Origin of the sequence: Citrobacter sp. Cpo015 (assembly GCF_030333035.1) — a bacterium.
Taxonomy (GTDB): domain Bacteria; phylum Pseudomonadota; class Gammaproteobacteria; order Enterobacterales; family Enterobacteriaceae; genus Citrobacter; species Citrobacter portucalensis.
Map to the genome: position 1 here is coordinate 45,892 of NZ_JAOWGS010000039.1, position 19,431 is coordinate 65,322.

General features: G+C 53.0%; 18 protein-coding genes. 9 read left to right on the forward strand and 9 right to left on the reverse strand.

The features are described from left to right. Nucleotides 1-95 precede the first annotated feature (95 nt). From hofQ to OGY67_RS21905, 5 genes are read right to left on the reverse strand one after another with little or no spacing between them, the layout of a single operon-like run. Complete coding sequence (gene hofQ, locus OGY67_RS21885) at nucleotides 96-1,343, reverse strand: DNA uptake porin HofQ (RefSeq protein ID WP_286574492.1); 1,248 nt, start codon at nucleotides 1,341-1,343, stop codon at nucleotides 96-98. Further along, complete coding sequence (locus OGY67_RS21890) at nucleotides 1,246-1,659, reverse strand: HofP DNA utilization family protein (protein ID WP_057067153.1); 414 nt, start codon at nucleotides 1,657-1,659, stop codon at nucleotides 1,246-1,248. Before OGY67_RS21890 ends, hofQ begins: the two co-directional genes overlap by 98 nt. Then, entirely contained in the window at nucleotides 1,649-2,104 is a 456-nt protein-coding gene (locus OGY67_RS21895; RefSeq protein ID WP_032945211.1) for a HofO family protein, read from the reverse strand. Before OGY67_RS21895 ends, OGY67_RS21890 begins: the two co-directional genes overlap by 11 nt. Next, nucleotides 2,088-2,627, reverse strand: coding sequence for a PilN domain-containing protein (locus OGY67_RS21900; protein ID WP_048236940.1), 540 nt, complete (start codon nucleotides 2,625-2,627; stop codon nucleotides 2,088-2,090). The genes OGY67_RS21895 and OGY67_RS21900 overlap by 17 nt, the downstream gene beginning before the upstream one ends. Beyond that, a complete protein-coding gene (locus OGY67_RS21905; RefSeq protein ID WP_057067154.1) occupies nucleotides 2,624-3,406 on the reverse strand; it encodes a type IV pilus biogenesis protein PilM in 783 nt (260 codons plus the stop codon). The genes OGY67_RS21900 and OGY67_RS21905 overlap by 4 nt, the downstream gene beginning before the upstream one ends. A gap of 120 nt (nucleotides 3,407-3,526) precedes the next feature. Between OGY67_RS21905 and mrcA the strand changes: the two genes are divergently transcribed. Continuing rightward, nucleotides 3,527-6,079: a peptidoglycan glycosyltransferase/peptidoglycan DD-transpeptidase MrcA gene (gene mrcA / locus OGY67_RS21910; protein WP_162623412.1), complete on the forward strand. Its 2,553-nt coding sequence runs from the start codon at nucleotides 3,527-3,529 to the stop codon at nucleotides 6,077-6,079. A gap of 105 nt (nucleotides 6,080-6,184) precedes the next feature. Here the strand turns inward: mrcA and nudE are convergent, their stop codons facing one another. Beyond that, nucleotides 6,185-6,745, reverse strand: a complete 561-nt coding sequence (nudE, locus tag OGY67_RS21915) for an ADP compounds hydrolase NudE (protein WP_048236942.1) — start codon at nucleotides 6,743-6,745, stop codon at nucleotides 6,185-6,187. A gap of 322 nt (nucleotides 6,746-7,067) precedes the next feature. Here nudE and igaA point away from each other — a divergent pair, with 322 nt between their 5' ends. The 4 genes from igaA (at nucleotide 7,068) to hslO (ending at nucleotide 11,249) form a co-directional block, all read left to right on the forward strand. Further along, nucleotides 7,068-9,203 (forward strand): intracellular growth attenuator protein IgaA, encoded by a 2,136-nt coding sequence (gene igaA / locus OGY67_RS21920; protein ID WP_032945218.1) that lies wholly within the window; start codon nucleotides 7,068-7,070, stop codon nucleotides 9,201-9,203. Nucleotides 9,204-9,265: 62 nt separating this feature from the next. Continuing rightward, on the forward strand, nucleotides 9,266-9,934 hold the full coding sequence (yrfG, locus tag OGY67_RS21925) for a GMP/IMP nucleotidase (protein WP_003023533.1): 669 nt from the start codon (nucleotides 9,266-9,268) through the stop codon (nucleotides 9,932-9,934). 10 nt (nucleotides 9,935-9,944) lie between these two features. Continuing rightward, nucleotides 9,945-10,346 carry a ribosome-associated heat shock protein Hsp15 gene (hslR, locus tag OGY67_RS21930; protein ID WP_003837900.1) on the forward strand — a complete coding sequence of 134 codons (402 nt, stop codon included), beginning with the start codon at nucleotides 9,945-9,947 and terminating at the stop codon, nucleotides 10,344-10,346. A gap of 24 nt (nucleotides 10,347-10,370) precedes the next feature. Continuing rightward, nucleotides 10,371-11,249, forward strand: coding sequence for an Hsp33 family molecular chaperone HslO (gene hslO / locus OGY67_RS21935; protein WP_003023531.1), 879 nt, complete (start codon nucleotides 10,371-10,373; stop codon nucleotides 11,247-11,249). A gap of 109 nt (nucleotides 11,250-11,358) precedes the next feature. Here hslO and OGY67_RS21940 read toward each other — a convergent pair whose 3' ends face one another. Continuing rightward, nucleotides 11,359-13,077, reverse strand: a complete 1,719-nt coding sequence (locus tag OGY67_RS21940) for a DUF4153 domain-containing protein (protein WP_286574494.1) — start codon at nucleotides 13,075-13,077, stop codon at nucleotides 11,359-11,361. A gap of 378 nt (nucleotides 13,078-13,455) precedes the next feature. On the opposite strand from OGY67_RS21940, the gene pckA reads away from it, so the two are divergent. From pckA to nadS, 3 genes are all read left to right on the forward strand, one after another. Continuing rightward, the gene (gene pckA / locus OGY67_RS21945; protein ID WP_003023529.1) at nucleotides 13,456-15,078 is read left to right on the forward strand and encodes a phosphoenolpyruvate carboxykinase (ATP); all 1,623 of its coding nucleotides are present in this window, start codon (nucleotides 13,456-13,458) and stop codon (nucleotides 15,076-15,078) included. Between the two features lie 122 nt (nucleotides 15,079-15,200). Then, nucleotides 15,201-15,518 carry a type II toxin-antitoxin system RelE/ParE family toxin gene (locus tag OGY67_RS21950; RefSeq protein WP_047408175.1) on the forward strand — a complete coding sequence of 106 codons (318 nt, stop codon included), beginning with the start codon at nucleotides 15,201-15,203 and terminating at the stop codon, nucleotides 15,516-15,518. 52 nt (nucleotides 15,519-15,570) lie between these two features. Then, on the forward strand, nucleotides 15,571-15,867 hold the full coding sequence (gene nadS, locus OGY67_RS21955; RefSeq protein ID WP_048236945.1) for a NadS family protein: 297 nt from the start codon (nucleotides 15,571-15,573) through the stop codon (nucleotides 15,865-15,867). 794 nt (nucleotides 15,868-16,661) lie between these two features. Here the strand turns inward: nadS and envZ are convergent. Together envZ and ompR are read right to left on the reverse strand one after the other, a co-directional pair. Then, nucleotides 16,662-18,014, reverse strand: a complete 1,353-nt coding sequence (gene envZ / locus OGY67_RS21960) for a two-component system sensor histidine kinase EnvZ (RefSeq protein WP_003827658.1) — start codon at nucleotides 18,012-18,014, stop codon at nucleotides 16,662-16,664. Beyond that, nucleotides 18,011-18,730: an osmolarity response regulator transcription factor OmpR gene (gene ompR / locus OGY67_RS21965; RefSeq protein WP_001157751.1), complete on the reverse strand. Its 720-nt coding sequence runs from the start codon at nucleotides 18,728-18,730 to the stop codon at nucleotides 18,011-18,013. The genes envZ and ompR overlap by 4 nt, the downstream gene beginning before the upstream one ends. A gap of 225 nt (nucleotides 18,731-18,955) precedes the next feature. Here ompR and greB point away from each other — a divergent pair, with 225 nt between their 5' ends. Next, the gene (gene greB, locus OGY67_RS21970; RefSeq protein ID WP_003023524.1) at nucleotides 18,956-19,429 is read left to right on the forward strand and encodes a transcription elongation factor GreB; all 474 of its coding nucleotides are present in this window, start codon (nucleotides 18,956-18,958) and stop codon (nucleotides 19,427-19,429) included. The last annotated feature ends 2 nt before the right edge of the window (nucleotides 19,430-19,431 follow it).

Below are 19,431 nucleotides of genomic sequence, written 5' to 3' on the forward strand. Positions count from 1 at the left end.
ACGCTCAAATCGGTACTCCTTGTATGCTAAATACACCCTCACGTCAAATCCCTGAAACGTGTTCAGTGCAAAAACAACGGCTTTTCATGCATAAGTTATTCCGTTGAAACCAGTCTGGGCGTAATAAAGACCACTAATTCGCGCCGTTCGTCTTCTTTACCATCATGGCGAAAAAGAGAGCCAAGCCAGGGAATGTCGCCTAATAGCGGCACGCTGTCGGCTGCGGATTTATTCTTATGTGAAAAAATCCCGCCAAGCGCAATCGTCTCGCCGCTTTTTACCTCGACCTGCGTTTCAATCTCCTGCTTGTCGATAGCCAGCACTTCGCCATCTGCCTGCTGTAGAACCTGTCCGGGAACATTCTGGCTGATATGCAGTTTCAGCCTGATTCTCCCTTTCTGCAACACCGTTGGTGTTACCTCCATCCCCAGTACCGCTTCCTTGAACTCGACGGATGTCGCACCGCTTTCACCGCTGGAGACCTGATAAGGGATCTCACTGCCCTGCTTAATACTGGCAGGTTGCAGGTGAGATGCCAGTAATCGTGGACTGGCGATGATATCCAACTGCTGTTTTTGCTCCAGCGCAGACAACTCCAGTTCCAGTAAACGACCGTTAATACGGCCAATGTTAAATCCCACACGGGATGTGGCGGTGGCTACAGAAAGGTCGCTGGCGAGCGTCGTGACATTCCCAACCGCCCCCGAGTGTTGTGCGTCAGCCAGCGACCACTTCACTCCCAGCTCGCGCAAACTTTTTTCATTAATAGTCACGATATCCGCCGCCAGTTCGACCTGGGCAACCGGCAAATCCATTTCCGATACCCACTTTTCCAGGGTGTTAAGCGCAACGCTATTATCACGCAGCAGTAAGCGGTTGGTCCGTTTATCCACCGTCATGCTTCCCTTGGCACTGAGCAGCTTTTCTCCTGCTTTTGCCAGCTCGGCAGCATCGGCATAGTGCAAAATAATGCTGCGCTGCTCCAGCGGCATACTGGCCTGAATACGCGCCTGTTCATTGTCCTGGCGGGCCGCATTTTCACTCTGCCATTGAACAGAATGTACATGCAGGATGTTTCCCTCCTGGCGTAATACCAGTCCGGCACTTTTTACCACCGTCTGCAATGCCTGCTTCCAGGGGACATCCGTCAAATGCAGCGACAGCACACCGCTGACATCTGGCGAAACCACCAGGTTTTTCTGTTCCTGTTCAGCCAGCGCCTGCAATACTTGCGTAACCGGCACATCATCGACCACCAGCGTCACGTTTTGCGGTTTCGTCGCCAGTGCGCTCGTTATCCCGACCGCCAGCGCTATTACTATCCACGCTATCCATCGCTTCATTTACCGCTCCTTGTCGTTGCCACTGCCACCGCGGCGGTTCGCAGTTTTTTTCTGTGCCCAGGGTTATGTTCTGGGCCGTTATCTGCGTAATCGTCCAACCGTTTTTCAGGACGTCATTTGGCTTAACCCGCCGCCATTTTTTCTGGCTATCCTGAACGATGCCAATGGGTCGCGTGCCCTGGCTCACCATGCCCTGAAAACGCCATGTCGACAGCTCAGCAATTTGGCAACGGTCCTCCGGCGGCAGGAAGGGATTACGCATACCGGTGAGCATCAGTACGCTTACGCATATCAACAGCCAGCGTTCAACCGTCATTCAGACGCTCCAGCTGTAGCGTTAGCAGCAGCTCCGTGTCTTCTGCGCTAAGCGAAAATCGGCTGACGTTCATCCCCTGATCCGCCAACTGGACAAACGTCTGCGGGATAGCATCCCAGGCCGATATCAGCGCCATCTCTCCGCCTTGCGCAGAGGGTTGCCAGTGGATAAGACGAGTAAGTGAAGTCTGAAACAGTAGTGGAGAGAACAGGGTCAGTTTCTCTTCCGGCTCTGCTGGTGATGCCGCCAGCAGATAGACATCTCGCCATTGCATCTGAATAGCTGCCCGTTGCTGGACCAGCGTCTCGCGTTGCATCGTCCGCTCCCGCGCTACGGGATAAAGACATAACGTCACCAGTATGAGTAGCCCCAACATCCAGCCGCACCAGCAGATGAGTCGAAAGCGCGGCGACTGCGCTAACCAGACATCACAGAGCGTTATCATGCGCACCGCTCCGTGTCAGTCGATAGTGGAATTGCCAGCGTCCCTGCGCATCCTGCTGCGTTTCACCGGAGCTGCTCAACTGAAATAATGGCCGCTGGCGTAATTGCGTTTCCAGAGTCTTCAGCGCGGCAAAGTTCAGCGTGTTTCCCGTCAGTTCCAGCGTGTCCTGTTGCCAGGTCATTTTTGTTAACCACGCCTGCTCAGGCAGTAATTCCGCCAGCTCTTGCAATACCGACTGCCAGCTTCGGGTCTGCTCACGCTGTTTGTTCCGTGCCTGCACCTGTTGCCATCGTTGCTGGCGCTGCTGCATACGCGGCTTTAGCGCCATTAAGGCCTCGACACGCGTCTTTTCGGCATCTGCCAGCAACAATTCAGCCCGATTTTCTACACTCAACACGCTGTAATTGCGCAACAACACGCCAATACTAAGCAGTAGCGAAGCGCTAAATAAGATGCCCCAGAAGCGCAGGCAAGCGTAACGCCGAGTCTGACGCCAGGGCAGAAGATTAATGGTCGCTATCATCGGTACGCGCCTCCCATAGCGAGTCCCAGCGCAATGGCGAAGTGATGACTTTGCGTTGGAATGGGCGGCTGGCGTACAGACACGGCGCTCAAAGGATCGAAGCCGCCAGGGAAGCATTGCGCAATGGCTGTCGTGGGCAGAGATAATGTCGTGGCAAGCTCATCGATACTGCCAATATCGCCCGTTGATTTACGTCCCCATACCGAACGGGTCGCCCATAACCACTGGGCGTCATCACGCCATACCAGACACTGCTGATGTTCTGGCAAGAAGGGAATAAATCGCTGTAACGCGCTGGCATCCGGCGTAATCGCCGTAACCTGCACCTTCAGGGTTTGGATAAGCGTCAGAAGCGCTGAAATCTCTTTGCTTTGCGCAGCAGTGACGTTAAATGCCGGGCTCAACGTGTCTTCGCTATAATCAAAATGCAGCGCATCCGGCGCCATATCGAGTTCACGCGCCATCGAACCGGACAACCATGCGGTTTGCTCTGGCTCGCGTAACGTCATTGTCGGACGAGGAAACTTTTTTTGTAACGTCCTGTTGGCGGGAAAAGAGAGATGAATATGGTGTCGGCGAGGAAGCTCCCGGCTCCACGGCAGCAGCGCGGCGACCAGCTGTTCAGGCTCGCGAATGTGGCCATCGACGATAACCTGCGGCGCCAGCGGTATACGCCACCAGCGTTGCAGATACCAACCTGATGCTTCACGAACGATAGCGACAGCCAGCGCTTCATGTTGCTGAATATGCAGACCAATTTTCCAGATATTGAAAGCCATTGCTGATGATCTCCTTATCACCCGTCGCTTTAACGGGTATATCAATGCGTCTGGCTTGCCTTTATACTACCGCGCGTTTGTTTATAAACTGCCCAAATGCCACTAAATGGGAAATCTCCAGTGAAGTTCGTAAAGTATTTATTAATCCTTGCAGTATGTTGCATCCTGCTGGGAGCAGGCTCGATTTATGGCCTTTATCGCTATATCGAGCCGCAATTACCTGACGTCGCGACGCTCAAAGATGTGCGTTTACAGATCCCGATGCAGGTTTACAGCGCTGACGGCGAGCTAATCGCGCAATATGGCGAGAAACGTCGAATCCCGGTCACGCTGGATCAGATGCCGCCGGTAATGGTTAAAGCCTTTATCGCCACAGAAGACAGCCGCTTTTATGAGCACCATGGGGTAGACCCGGTGGGGATCTTCCGTGCGGCCAGCGTCGCATTGTTCTCTGGTCACGCGTCGCAAGGGGCGAGTACCATTACCCAACAGTTGGCGAGAAACTTCTTCCTGAGCCCGGAACGTACGCTGATGCGTAAGATCAAAGAAGTGTTCCTGGCGATCCGCATTGAACAACTGCTGAGTAAAGATGAGATCCTCGAACTGTATCTGAACAAGATCTATCTGGGGTATCGCGCCTATGGCGTGGGTGCTGCCGCGCAGGTCTATTTCGGTAAGACGGTGGATCAACTCAGCTTAAGTGAAATTGCGGTGATTGCCGGTCTGCCAAAAGCGCCGTCAACCTTCAACCCGCTCTATTCGATGGACCGTGCAACCGCGCGACGTAACGTTGTACTGTCGCGTATGTTGAGCGAAAACTACATCACGCAGGCCCAGTACGATCAGGCGCGCGGCGAGGCCATTGACGCTAACTACCACGCGCCGGAAATCGCTTTCTCTGCACCGTATCTGTCTGAAATGGTGCGCCAGGAGATGTATAACCGTTATGGCGAGAAAGCCTATGAAGACGGGTATCGCATCACCACCACCATTACGCGCAAAGTACAGCAGGCAGCTCAGCAGGCAGTACGTAACAACGTGATGGATTACGACATGCGCCACGGCTACCGCGGCCCGTCGAACGTGCTGTGGAAAGTGGGCGAAAGCAGTTGGGACAGCAAGAAAATTACCGATACGCTGAAAGCGCTGCCGACTTATGGCCCCCTGCTGCCGGCGGTTGTTACCAGCGCCAATCCGCAGGAAGCCATTGCCGCGTTGGCGGATGGTACATCAGTGTCATTACGGATGGATGGTATGCGCTGGGCGCGTCCTTACCGTTCGGATACTCAACAAGGCCCAACGCCGCGTAAAGTGACCGACGTAGTACAGACTGGCCAGCAAATCTGGGTACGCCAGGTGGGAGATGCCTGGTGGCTGGCGCAAGTGCCGGACGTCAACTCCGCCCTGGTCTCCATCAATCCGCAAAACGGCGCGGTGCTGGCGCTGGTTGGTGGTTTTGACTTCAACCAGAGCAAGTTTAACCGTGCAACCCAGGCGTTACGCCAGGTGGGCTCCAACATCAAGCCATTCCTGTATACCGCCGCAATGGATAAAGGTCTGACGCTGGCGAGCATGCTCAACGACGTGCCGATCTCCCGCTGGGATGCCGGTGCTGGTTCCGACTGGCAGCCGAAGAACTCCCCGCCGCAGTACGCCGGTCCTATCCGCTTACGTCAGGGGCTGGGTCAGTCGAAAAACGTGGTGATGGTACGCGCCATGCGCGCCATGGGTGTGGATTACGCGGCAGAGTATCTGCAACGTTTCGGTTTCCCGGCACAGAACATTGTGCATACCGAGTCACTGGCGCTGGGTTCGGCTTCGTTCACGCCGTTGCAGGTGGCGCGCGGTTACGCGGTGATGTCTAATGGCGGCTTCCTGGTCGATCCGTATTTCATCAGTAAGATCGAAAGCGATATGGGCGGCGTTATCTTCGAAGCGAAGCCGAAAATTGCCTGCCCGGAATGCGATATTCCGGTGATTTACGGCGATACCCAGAAATCTAACGTGCTGGAAAACAGTAACGTAGAAGATGTCGCCGTCTCGCAGGAACAGCAGAATGCCGCCGTGCCTATGCCGCAGCTTGAGCAGGCGAACCAGGCACTGGTCGCGCAAAGCGGAACACAAGAGTACGCTCCGCACGTGATCAACACGCCGCTGGCCTTCCTGATAAAAAGCGCGCTGAACACCAATATCTTTGGTGAACCAGGCTGGATGGGAACCGGTTGGCGCGCAGGTCGCGATTTACAGCGTCATGATATCGGCGGGAAAACCGGGACTACCAACAGCTCTAAAGATGCGTGGTTCTCCGGTTACGGACCAGGGGTAGTAACGTCGGTATGGATCGGCTTTGATGACCATCGCCGCAACCTTGGTCATACAACGGCTTCCGGCGCGATCAAGGACCAAATCTCCGGCTACGAAGGCGGTGCGAAGAGTGCGCAGCCTGCATGGGATGCTTACATGAAATCCGTACTGGAAGGTGTGCCTGAACAGCCGCTGACGCCACCGCCGGGTATCGTGACGGTTAATATCGATCGCAGCACAGGACAACTGGCGAACGGTGGCAATAGCCGCGCTGAGTACTTCATTGAAGGCACTCAGCCGACGCAACAGGCGGTGCATGAGGTGGGGACAACCATTATCGATAATGGTGAGACACACGAACTGTTCTGATCGATTGCCGGATGGCGCTTCGCTTATCCGGCCTACAATTTCGGTACAATTATTTGATCTTCCGGAATTTTGTAGGCTGGATAAGGTATCAGTTGGCAATCGTAATTAAAGCCGTCCCTGCCCTTTCAGCCATTCACGGACGAGGAACAGCGCACTGACATTACGTGCTTCATGAAAATCAGGATCTTCCAGCAGGTCCATCAAATGCGCCAGCGGCCAGCGCACCTGCGGTAATGGCTCGGGTTCATCACCCTCCAGCGATTCAGGATATAAGTCCTCTGCCACCACGATGTTCATCTTGCTGGAGAAATAAGATGGCGCCATGCTGAGTTTCTTTAAAAACGTCAGATCTTTTGCGCCAAACCCCACCTCTTCTTTCAGCTCCCGATTCGCCGCCTCAAACACGCTTTCGCCAGGATCGATTAATCCCTTGGAAAAACCCAGTTCGTAGGACTCGGTCCCGACCGCGTATTCGCGAATAAGGATCAGATGGTCGTCAACAATCGGCACAATCATTACCGCTTCACGCGTGGATGGACGCATACGTTCATAAACGCGGCGTACGCCATTGCTGAACTCAAGGTCCACGCTTTCGACCTTAAACAGCCGGGATTGGGCGATGGTTTCCACTTTCAAAATCGTGGGTTTCTGTAATGATTTGCTCATTGTGAGGATCTTTGCTGTGAAATCTGGGGTTATTGTGCGATATACCGCACGGTTTCGGCAATGTGAATTGCCGTTTATTTACATTTATGTAACGTACTAAAAGTTAATCCCTATTTCAAATTAAAAGTCAATAGGTTGAAATAACTCCAGGAATTTGCTGATATTCCATTTTTGGTGATTTTGCTATGATTCGCATTTACTGGGCTGTACTTAAAGATGCTCAAGTTCGACTCCACACTTGCCGATAGCCAACCACAGAATCACGAATATTGAACAGGGTGCGACTGACCACGCCTGACAGACTAAGTAAGATGGGGAAAGCATGAGCACCATTCTGATTTTTTTAGCTGCTTTGCTGGCCTGCTCATTGCTTGCAGGATGGCTACTCAAATCAAAATCCAGGCAGAAAAATTTACCCTTGAGCAGCGTCTTCTCAGACGCCTCGAAACGTAAACTCACACCTGAAGAACGCAGCGCAGTCGAAAACTATCTCGAAAGCCTTAGTCAAATTCAGCAAGTACCCGGTCCCACAGGAGCCAGTGCTGCACCGGTCTCATTAACGTTGAATGCCCAAAGTAATAGCGTCATCGTGCTTACTCGTTCGATTACACGTTACGGCATTACCACCGACGATCCTAACAAATGGCGCTACTATCTTGATTCCGTTGAGGTACATCTTCCCCCTTTCTGGGAACAATACATCAACGACGAAAACAGCGTTGAGATAATCCACACCAATACGATACCGCTGGTTATCTCGTTGAACGGCCATACGCTGCAGGAATATATGCAGGAAGCGCGAGGTTATGCGTTACAGCACACCGCTTCTACCCAGGCGTCCATTCGTGGTGAAGAAAGTGAGCAGATTGAACTGCTGAATATTCGCCAGGAAACCCATGAAGAATATGCGCTCAGCCGCCCTTCGGGATTGCGCGAGGCGTTACTGATAACCGCCTCATTCCTGCTGTTCTTTTTCTGTTTGGTTATCCCGAATACGTTTGTTCCGTGGGCAGTTGGTGGCGCGGTGTTGCTGTTAGCTGCGGGTCTGTGGGGATTGTTCGCCCCGCCGTCCAAAAGCGCCCTGCGGGAAATTCATTGTCTGCGCGGTACGCCACGTCGCTGGGGGTTATTTGGCGAAAACGACCAGGAACAAATTAATAATATCTCGCTGGGTATTATTGATCTGATCTACCCACCTCACTGGCAACCTTACATCGCCCAAGACCTTGGCCAGCAAACGGATATCGATATTTATCTCGATCGCCACGTTGCCCGCCAGGGGCGTTTTTTATCTCTGCACGATGAAGTGAAAAACTTCCCGTTACAGCACTGGCTGCGCAACGCCGTCATCGCAGGCGGCTCGTTACTGGTACTGCTGATGCTGCTGTTTTGGATCCCGCTGGATATGCCGATAAAGGTCACGCTCTCCTGGATGAAGGGCGCGCAAACTATCGAAGCCACCAGCGTTAAACAGCTCGAAAACGCGGGCGTTCGCGTGGGTGACACGCTGCACCTGAGTGGTACGGGTATGTGTAACATTCATACCCAAGGAAGCTGGAATGCGCAGCCTGCCACGCCGTTTATGCCTTTCGATTGCTCGCAAATTATCTGGAATGACGCGCGCGCATTGCCGCTGCCTGAGTCTGACCTGGTGAATAAGGCTACCGCGCTCACGCAGGCCGTGAGCCGTCAGCTGCATCCCAAACCTGACGATGACTCTCGCGTCAGCGCATCGCTACGCTCAGCAATCCAAAAGTCCGGCATGGTATTACTGGACGATTTTGGTGAGATTGTCCTGAAAACGGCCGATCTGTGTGCAGCCAAAGATGAATGTGTGCGCTTAAAAAATGCGCTGGTTAACCTCGGTAACAGTAAAGACTGGGCCGCGCTGGTGAAACGGGCAAACGCAGGCAAACTGGATGGCGTGAACGTGCTGCTGCGTCCGGTAAGCGCAGAGTCACTGGATAATCTGGTAAATACCTCTACGGCACCGTTTATTTCACGCGAGACTGCACGAGCAGCCCAGGCGCTGAATAGCCCTGCCCCTGGCGGTTTCCTGATTATCAGTGATGAAGGCAGCGATCTGGTCGATCAGCCGTGGCCGACGACCTCGCTATATGACTATCCACCTCAGGAACAGTGGAACGCCTTCCAGCGCCTGGCACAGATGCTAATGCAGACGCCGTTTCGCGCGGAGGGGATCGTCACCAATATTTCGACTGACGCCAATGGCACCCAGCACATTGGACTGCACCGTATCCCGGACCGCTCAGGTTTATGGCGCTACCTTGGCACGACGCTGCTGATGTTCTCCATGCTCGGATGCGCTATCTACAACAGCATACAGGCATTCAGACGCTACCAGCGTCACCGCACCCGCATCGCGGAAATTCAGAGCTACTACGAAAGTTGCCTCAATCCAACACTGATTGATAACCCGGAAAGCCTGATTCGATAACACGCTCGCGCGACAGGATATGCTACCCTGTCGCGCATCATGTTTTCTTCTGGGGAGTTTCCATGCATATCAATATTGCCTGGCAGGATGTCGACACCGTGTTGTTAGATATGGACGGCACGCTGCTCGACCTGGCATTCGATAACTATTTCTGGCAAAAACTGGTGCCGGAAACCTATGGCGCGAAGCAGGGTATCTCTCCTCAGGAAGCTCAGGACTATATTCGTCAGCAGTATCATGCCGTGCAGCATACGCTAAACTGGTATTGCCTTGATTACTGGAGCGAGTGCCTGGATCTGGATATTTGCGCCATGACCACGGAACAGGGACCGCGCGCCGTTTTGCGCGAAGATACCGTACCGTTTCTTGATGCCTTAAAAGCCAGCGGCAAACGCCGTATTCTGCTCACCAACGCGCATCCGCATAATCTGGCGGTGAAGCTTGAGCATACCGGTCTGGCCTCACACCTTGATTTATTACTTTCCACCCACACATTTGGTTATCCCAAAGAGGATCAGCGGTTATGGCACGCTGTGGCTGAAGAAACGGGAATGAGTGCAGAGAAGACGCTGTTTATTGACGACAGCGAACCCATTCTCGACGCCGCTGCTCTGTACGGTATTCGTTACTGCCTCGGCGTGACCAATCCCGACTCCGGCATCGCCGAAAAACAGTACGCACGCCATCCGTCACTGAATGACTACCGCCGACTGATCCCCTCACTGATGTGAAGGAGACGCCATGAAAGAAAAGCCCTCTGCTGAAGTCAGGCTGGATAAATGGCTGTGGGCTGCACGCTTTTACAAAACGCGTGCGCTAGCCCGCGAAATGGTTGAAGGCGGTAAGGTGCACTACAACGGCCAGCGCAGTAAGCCAAGCAAGATTGTCGAGCTGAACGCCACCCTCACCCTTCGCCAGGGAAATGACGAACGAACAGTCATTATCAAGGCCATTACCGAGCAGCGTCGCCCGGCAACGGAAGCCGTTACGCTGTATGAAGAAACCGCGGAAAGCGTGGAAAAACGCGAAAAAATGGCGCTGGCGCGTAAACTTAACGCGTTAACCATGCCGCACCCGGACAGACGACCGGACAAGAAAGAGCGCCGCGACCTGTTACGATTTAAACACGGCGACAGCGAGTGACTGTCACCTGCAAGAGAGATGATTATGCCGCAACATGACCAATTACATCGTTATCTGTTTGAAAACTTTGCCGTGCGCGGCGAGCTGGTGACCGTATCGGAAACCCTGCAACAGATCCTCGAAAATCATACTTACCCGCAGCCGGTCAAAAACGTGCTGGCTGAGCTGCTGGTTGCCACCAGCCTGCTCACCGCCACGCTGAAATTTGCCGGTGATATCACTGTGCAGTTGCAGGGTGATGGTCCGCTGAGCCTGGCCGTCATCAACGGCAACAACAATCAGCAGATGCGCGGCGTGGCCCGCATGCAGGGTGATATTCCTGAAGATGCCGATCTGAAAACGCTGGTGGGCAACGGTTACCTGGTGATCACCATTACCCCGGAAGAAGGCGAGCGTTATCAAGGCGTGGTCGGTCTGGAAGGTGACACGCTGGCAGCGTGTCTGGAAGATTACTTCATGCGTTCTGAACAGCTGCCGACACGCCTGTTCATCCGCACTGGCGACGTTGATGGCAAACCCGCTGCTGGCGGAATGCTGCTGCAGGTAATGCCGGCGCAAAACGCGCAGGCAGATGATTTCGATCACCTGACAGCCCTGACCGAAACCATCAAAGCCGAAGAGCTGCTGACGCTGCCGGCCAACGAAGTGCTGTGGCGCCTGTACCACGAAGAAGAGGTTACTCTCTACGATCCGCAGGACGTTGAGTTCAAATGCACCTGTTCACGCGAACGCTGCGCGGGCGCACTGAAAACGTTGCCGGACGAAGAAGTGGACAGCATTCTGGCGGAAGAAGGCGAGATCGATATGCACTGCGATTACTGCGGTAGCCACTATCTGTTTAACGCCATGGATATTGCTGAGATCCGCAGCAATGCCTCCCCTGCCGATCCACAGGTTCATTAATCACTGTCTTGCCTGATGGCACGGCGCTTATCAGGCCTACGGAAAATCTGTCGTAGGCCTGATAAGACGTTCGCGCTGCCATCCGGCAAAAACGATGTCGGCAACACACTCACTCGGTGTAATAAGTCATCGGCAGTCTTTTGCCATCAATAGTGATATCCCGCCAGATTCTGGGGGCTGAGCCCAGTTGCTGATTCGCCACCGCCTGCAGCAATTTATCCTTAGTGAATCCTTCAGGTAGCCTGGCAACAGCTAACAAATCCCATTTGTTTTTTTGCATGCCGAAGACCAGACTCTCCCCATCGCCAAAGGCATATAACACCTGCTCAGGATGACCATCCGCATTGAGGTCCTGACTCACCAGTACGCACGCATTCTGCTCAGCACAAGAGGTGATGCGATACCCCTGTGTTTTGACAAACGCCCAGAACGCATCGTCTGGCTTCTGGCTCCCCGGAGCCATCACAACCTTCGATACTAACTGTGTTGCGGTTAGCTCTTTAACCGGATCCCGGCGCCCTTGCAGCAGAGAATTCAAGTCGCGTCTGCGTTTACTGTCTTGATTAAACGCCACATCTTTTTGTAATGCTTCCAACGCTGCGCGCCCCGGTTTTCCACTGTGATCCAACATATACAGGCTGACTTGATCCGGTTTAATTTTCCCGCTGTGATACAGCCCCATATGGCTGTTAACGCTGATGCGCCAGGCATCAATAACCGGCGATGACAGCAGAACCAACAGCCCCAACGCCAGCAACGAAACGCCAAGAATGACCGGCCCCTGAAGCTCAAGCGGATTGCGCCCGCGGCGCAAAATGCTGGCCAGATAGCCAAACGACCATACCAGCAGCACCACGACCACCAACACGCCATACAAACGCTCAGGCGTCCAACCGTACTGCTGTATTCGCACCCACAGTGACCAACCGGCAATCAGCATATAGATGGGCGCGACAATCAGAGAGCATTTGATCAGGTAGCGTAACGCGCCAGGATAGGGTAACGCCTCTTTTTGCGGTTCACGCACGATAGCCATCAACAGCAACAGGAGCAGCGTCAGCGTTGACATCAACCCGGCCGCAGACACGCGTTGCGAAATAGCCTCCAGCCCGGTGAAGGGTAAGGTCAGTATGAACATCAGCGCCAACAGCGCGACCAGAGGTAACAGACCGGTGGCGATAAACGTCAGTAATTTTTGTACCGCCGTGACCAGACGCGACTGTGTTCGGGCCAGTACCACTGCCAGTGCGGTAATCAGACCAAAGGCCACATAGCCAAACCAGTCGGTATCAAAGAAGAGCGTGCTGAAGAAGGGAATACCGACCAGCTTAAACATCTCGCTCCATAGCAGGAGCACCAGCCAGAACAAACCGTTGGCGACAAAGACAATCAGCAATGTCAACGCATTAAGCCACAATTGCCGATAAAAATGCGGGTAACGCGCCTGCTCACGAGAGACATGAAGCGAGTACTGAATCCAAGGCAAAGCAAGCATCGCCATCAGCAGTAAGCGCCAACCGTAGAACATAAAAACTTCATGTTGCCGCCACTTATCACTGTCCTCGACTTGCCACTTTAGCCAGACGCTCATCGCCAGCACGACAACAAAGATCAGCGCCATCCAGTACCACAGCGCGCGTTGTTTGAAAGAAACAACAGTAAGCAAAAGTGCCGAGGTGATCGCAATCGTCGCAGGCATGCCATAGAACAGCCAGCCGTCATTATGGGGCGCCAGATATGTCATCAGCAGATAGCATAATGTCCCCTGCAACAGGCCGATGAATATCATGCCCCAACGCGTCGTACGTGAAATTTCAGCACTATCCATGTCAGTATCCAGAATGAAGGGAAAAGCTAATTATCGCATCAACTTCACAATTTTGAGCATTGATAGAGCGATTTCAGACCACGACGACGGGAAGTGAATCGATATTGTTTATGTATAACCCACATTCATTTCTTACGTGAATGCGATTACACTCACAAGATTCCCGCCAAAAACACTCTCCATTAACGTTTTAAGAACATTTTCCACAACAAAAAAGGGTTTCCTGCCATAATATCTGCCTCTTTGTGACAGGAGTCGCAGCGCATTCGGTCGCCCGTGATTTTCCCGGATGCGTAAATCTATGAGCCTTGTCGCGGTTAACAATCCCTAAAAAACCTTACTATTCCAGGTAATACATATTGGCTAAGGAGCAGTGAAATGCGTGTGAACAACAGTTTAACCCCGCAAGATCTCAAGGCTTATGGTATCAATGACGTTCAGGATATCGTTTACAATCCAGACTACGACACGCTTTTCCAGGAAGAACTTGATCCAAACCTGGAAGGTTATGAACGTGGCGTGTTAACGAATCTGGGCGCCGTTGCCGTTGATACCGGTATCTTTACCGGACGTTCGCCAAAGGATAAGTACATTGTCCGTGACGACACCACGCGCGACACGCTGTGGTGGTCCGACAAAGGTAAAGGTAAGAACGACAACAAACCGCTCTCCCCGGAAACCTGGCAGCATCTGAAAGGATTAGTCACCCAGCAACTTTCCGGCAAGCGCCTGTTTATCATTGATGCTTTCTGCGGCGCTAACGCCGATACCCGTCTTTCCGTGCGCTTCATTACCGAAGTTGCCTGGCAGGCGCATTTTGTCAAAAACATGTTCATCCGCCCAAGCGACGAAGAGCTGGTTGATTTCAAACCTGATTTCATCGTGATGAACGGCGCTAAATGCACCAACCCGCAGTGGAAAGAGCAGGGTCTGAACTCAGAAAACTTCGTGGCTTTCAACCTGACTGAGCGTATCCAGTTGATTGGCGGTACCTGGTATGGCGGCGAAATGAAGAAAGGTATGTTCTCCGTAATGAACTACCTGCTGCCGCTGAAAGGCATTGCCTCCATGCACTGCTCGGCAAACGTTGGGGAAAAAGGCGATGTGGCAGTCTTCTTTGGCCTGTCCGGCACCGGTAAAACCACGCTGTCCACCGACCCGAAACGTCGCCTGATTGGCGATGACGAACACGGCTGGGATGACGACGGCGTGTTTAACTTCGAAGGCGGTTGCTACGCGAAGACCATCAAATTGTCTAAAGATGCCGAGCCGGAAATCTACAACGCGATCCGTCGTGACGCGCTGCTGGAAAACGTCACCGTGCGCGAAGATGGTTCCATCGATTTCGATGATGGTTCAAAAACTGAGAACACCCGCGTTTCCTACCCGATTTATCACATCGATAATATCGTTAAGCCGGTGTCAAAAGCGGGCCATGCTACCAAAGTAATCTTCCTGACCGCCGACGCATTTGGCGTGCTGCCGCCGGTTTCTCGCCTGACGGCAGACCAAACACAGTACCACTTCCTGTCTGGCTTCACCGCCAAACTGGCCGGTACCGAACGCGGCGTCACCGAACCGACCCCAACCTTCTCTGCCTGCTTCGGCGCAGCATTCCTGTCTCTGCACCCAACGCAGTACGCAGAAGTGCTGGTGAAACGTATGCAGGCGGCAGGTGCACAGGCGTATCTGGTTAACACAGGCTGGAACGGTACCGGCAAGCGTATCTCTATCAAAGATACCCGTGCGATTATCGACGCCATCCTGAACGGTTCGCTGGATGACGCGGAAACGTTCCGTCTGCCGATGTTTGACCTGGCTATCCCGACCGAGCTGCCGGGTGTGGACACTCGCATTCTCGATCCGCGTAATACCTACGCATCTCCGGAGCAGTGGCAGGAAAAAGCCAATGCACTGGCGAAACTGTTTATCGAGAACTTCGAGAAATATACCGATACCCCTGCAGGTGAAGCGCTGGTTAGCGCCGGACCGAAGCTGTAATTTTTGATTCGTTATATAGCCCCTTATCCGAGAGGATAAGGGGTTTTTTATTGTGTCTATCTTTTAAAATGTACTCCGTACACCTATAATCTGTACTATCAACCCCATGCGCAGGACGCGCTATGTTCACATTTATTGAGCTACAAGGATTTAGTAAACGCCGTCCGTTACTTTTGCCTGACGATGAGTTTCGCGCCTTTCAAGAGACGCTTATAGAGAACCCTGAGGCTGGAGATACTATCGCTGGTACAGGTGGATTCAGAAAAATTCGCTGGAGCCGCTCTGGTATGGGCAAACGCAGCGGTATTAGGGTTATTTATTACAACGTGACGCGCAAAGGTCGAATCTATCTCGCTTTGCTCTATCCTAAAAATGAACAGGATGATTTAACCGAAGAGCAAAAAAGAGTTTTAATGCACTTATCCAATATGCTGATTTAATCATGGGAATTTTAATCATCAGGACACCGCTATCCGGTGTGGTGAGGCCAAAATGAAAGACGAATTATTTGCCGATTTGCTGGCCAGTGCAGAAGAAATGGTGCGTATAGAGAAGGGTGAAGAAACACCTAAGCCTGAACATGTACATACCTTTAGCGAAATTGATGTTAAAGCCATCCGCGAAGCAACAGGGTTACGCCAACAGGATTTTGCCATCGCCGTTGGCGTGAGTTATGACCTGGTTAAAAGCTGGGAAACGAAACGACGCCAGCCCACAGGAGCACCCAGAAAACTGCTTTTATTAATTCAAAGAAATCCTTTTATAATTAATCAATTAAAAGCAATTTAAGTCCGTTATTTTACGGCCTATCCCGCAAACAAAAAGGGAGGCATTTCGCCTTAATGCCAGTCAGTTAGCGCCTCAGTTTCAGTAAACTGGCGGAGGTAAAGAACATGCTATCCCGGAGATAGAGTTCCGTTCACCTCATGCTCATTGTTTCTCTGAAACACGGATTCCCGTGAACGTGTCAAGGGCGTTTTCCGCCACGCCCTTTACAATCCCGGCTCCCGGCGGGAAAATTGTTGCTACGCAATACCCTCCGCTTATTCCTCCAGGCTTCCGGGCCGGGCGCGAGGAAGCGTCCCTGCAAAGCGCGCCCTGAGCCAGCATCCATGCTGGCTCTCCCGGCCTGACGGAAACACGTCGGCAATTTTCATTTTCAGCCGGACCAGCCCACACCTGACCACCTGAGCTTTTACTTGAATACCTGTGAACAGCAAAACGGATATAGCTGAAAGCCAGAGCGCTGAAGCGACACCCTGGTCCGGCTGAAAATCGATGAGGTGTTGACGGCTGACCGGGTCTGCCCGCAGGGATGCGGGCAGAGGGGACGGCCTGCATGGATGCAGGCTCGGCCCCGACCCGACAGGCAGACGGAATAAGACGAATAACTCGCGCAGCGACGATTTTCCCGCCGGGAGCCTGGGTTGCAAGGGAGGTGGCGGTGAGCCTTCCTTGCACGTTCACGGGCATCAGCGCTTCAGAGAAATGACATCGCTGAGGTGAACGGAACCCTGAGCAAGAATCACATGTTCACCATACATGCTTAACTGACGAGCATTAAGGCATTTCGCCTCTCTTTGTTATGCGTCTTTCGTGTTGCCCGGCGCGCGAGTGAAGGGAACCGGAAGCCATGCACGAATCGACAACCCACCGCGTTCACTGGTACCAATCTCCAGCATACCGTTATGGTTATCAATAATACGCTGCACAATCGCCAGACCCAGGCCCGTGCCGCTGGTACTGCGCGCGCTGTCGCCGCGGACAAACGGCTGGAACAGGTGCTTACGCTGCTCCGGCTTGATGCCCGGACCATCATCTTCCACCTGGAACCAGGCGCGATGTTGCTCCATTCCGCTACTGACCTTAATCCAGCCGTTGCCGTAGCGGGCGGCGTTAACCACCATATTGGCAACCGCACGCTTGATCGACAGCGGGTGCATCTTCACCTGAATGCTGCCCGGCAGCAGCGCAGTTTCGATTTCACGTTCGTAGCCGCTTTCTGCCGCCACCACTTCACCCAGCACCGAGTTCAGATCTGCCATCTCCATTGGCATCTCCTGACCGGTACGCAGGTAATCGATGAACTGCTCGATGATGGCGTTACACTCTTCGATGTCCTTATTGATGGACTCCGCAAGATAACCGTCCTCTTCGCCCATCATTTCCGTCGCCAGACGAATACGCGTCAGCGGGGTACGTAAATCGTGGCTCACGCCCGCCATTAACAGCGTACGGTCATCGGCCAGCTGCTTCACGCCCGCGGCCATATGGTTAAAGGCTCGGGTTACGGAGCGCACCTCTGAAGCGCCATACTCACGCAACGGCGGCGGAATGATACCTTTCCCCACCTGCAGCGCCGCATGTTCAAGATCCACCAATGGCCGGTTCTGGATACGGATAAACAGCCACGCCCCACCGATAGCCAGCAGCATAATCGCTAGCGTATAGCGGAACAGCGGCGAGAAGTCACCCTGATGAATTTCTGTAAGCGGCACGCGTACCCAGATATTGGGCGACAGCCAGGTTTTCAGCCACACGACCGGCGAGCTTTTGTTTACCTCAACGCGGACTTCCGTTGGGCCACCCAGCTGCTGCGCCATCTGATGGCTTAAGAATTCATAGTGTTGCGCCCAACGCAGTCCGGCCTCTTCAGCAGCCTCGTTGGAATAGAGAGAAATACCCAGCTCACGATAAATTTCCCGGCGGAATGCGGGCGGCACCACCAGTTGCGTACCGTCCTCCAGCTGCAGTTTATCGGTCATCAGCATACGAACTTCGTACGCCAGGACCTTATTAAACTGCTGGAGGCTCGGCAGAATCGCGAAGTTCAGCACTACCAGGTATGTCGTCACCAGGCTGGCAAACAGCAAGGTGACGATGAGCAATAACGTGCGGGCAAACGAACTTCGTGGTGAGAAGCGCATTCGCCTCATGCTTTAGAACCGTCCGGAACAAAGACATAGCCCAGACCCCATACGGTCTGAATGTAGCGTGGATGAGCCGGATCTTCTTCCACCATGCGGCGCAGACGGGAGATCTGGACGTCGATAGAACGTTCCATCGCAGAATATTCACGACCACGGGCGAGGTTCATCAGCTTGTCGCGGGACAGCGGCTCGCGCGGGTGGCTTACCAGCGCTTTCAGTACCGCAAACTCCCCGCTGGTGAGCGGCATCGGCTCATCTTCGCGGAACATTTCACGCGTACCGAGGTTCAGCTTGAACTTACCAAAAGCGATAACCGCTTCTTCCTGAGAAGGTGCGCCCGGCAGTTCATTCGCCTGACGACGCAGAACTGCGCGAATACGTGCCAGCAGCTCACGCGGGTTAAACGGTTTCGGGATGTAATCGTCGGCACCGATTTCCAGCCCTACGATACGGTCAACTTCTTCACCCTTCGCTGTGACCATAATGATCGGCATCGGGTTGCTCTGGCTGCGCAGGCGACGGCAAATAGACAGGCCATCTTCTCCCGGCAGCATTAAATCCAGCACCATCAGGTGAAAGGACTCACGGGTCAGCAGACGATCCATCTGCTCAGCGTTTGCGACGCTTCGAACCTGGAAGCCCTGCTCGGTCAGATAACGCTCCAGAAGCGCACGCAAGCGCATGTCGTCATCGACCACCAGAATCTTATAGTTCTCTTGCATTGTTATTACTCCCAAAGGTTCGCAACAATTAAGTGTATATTCTTAAGAAAGCTAACGTGAGTCACCAGCGAATTCTGGTATGAATTCCAGGCTAAATTGTTACAAAGCATATTAAACAGCAGCTTAAGTATACAATGTTTCTCGCAATACATTATTTATTCTGTTGATATGCTCACGTAATACTAATTGTGCGCATCATCACAGAGTCGAAGGTAAAACAATAAGATGAAAACGCCCCTGATAACCCGTGAAGGGTATGAAAAACTTAAACAAGAGCTGAATTATCTCTGGCGTGAAGAGCGCCCGGAAGTCACCAAAAAAGTTACCTGGGCCGCAAGTCTGGGTGACCGCAGCGAAAATGCCGACTACCAGTATAATAAAAAGCGCCTGCGTGAGATCGACCGCCGCGTCCGTTATTTGACCAAGTGCATGGAGAATCTAAAAATCGTCGATTACTCCCCACAGCAGGAAGGCAAAGTCTTCTTTGGCGCATGGGTTGAGATTGAAAATGACGATGGCGACATCCGCAAATTCCGTATTGTTGGCTACGATGAGATCTTCGGTCGTAAGGATTACATCTCAATCGACTCACCAATGGCGCGGGCGCTATTGAAAAAAGAGGTCGGCGATCTCGCAGTAGTAAACACCCCAGGTGGCGAAGCCAGCTGGTACGTGAATGAGATTGAATACGTGAAGTGAGA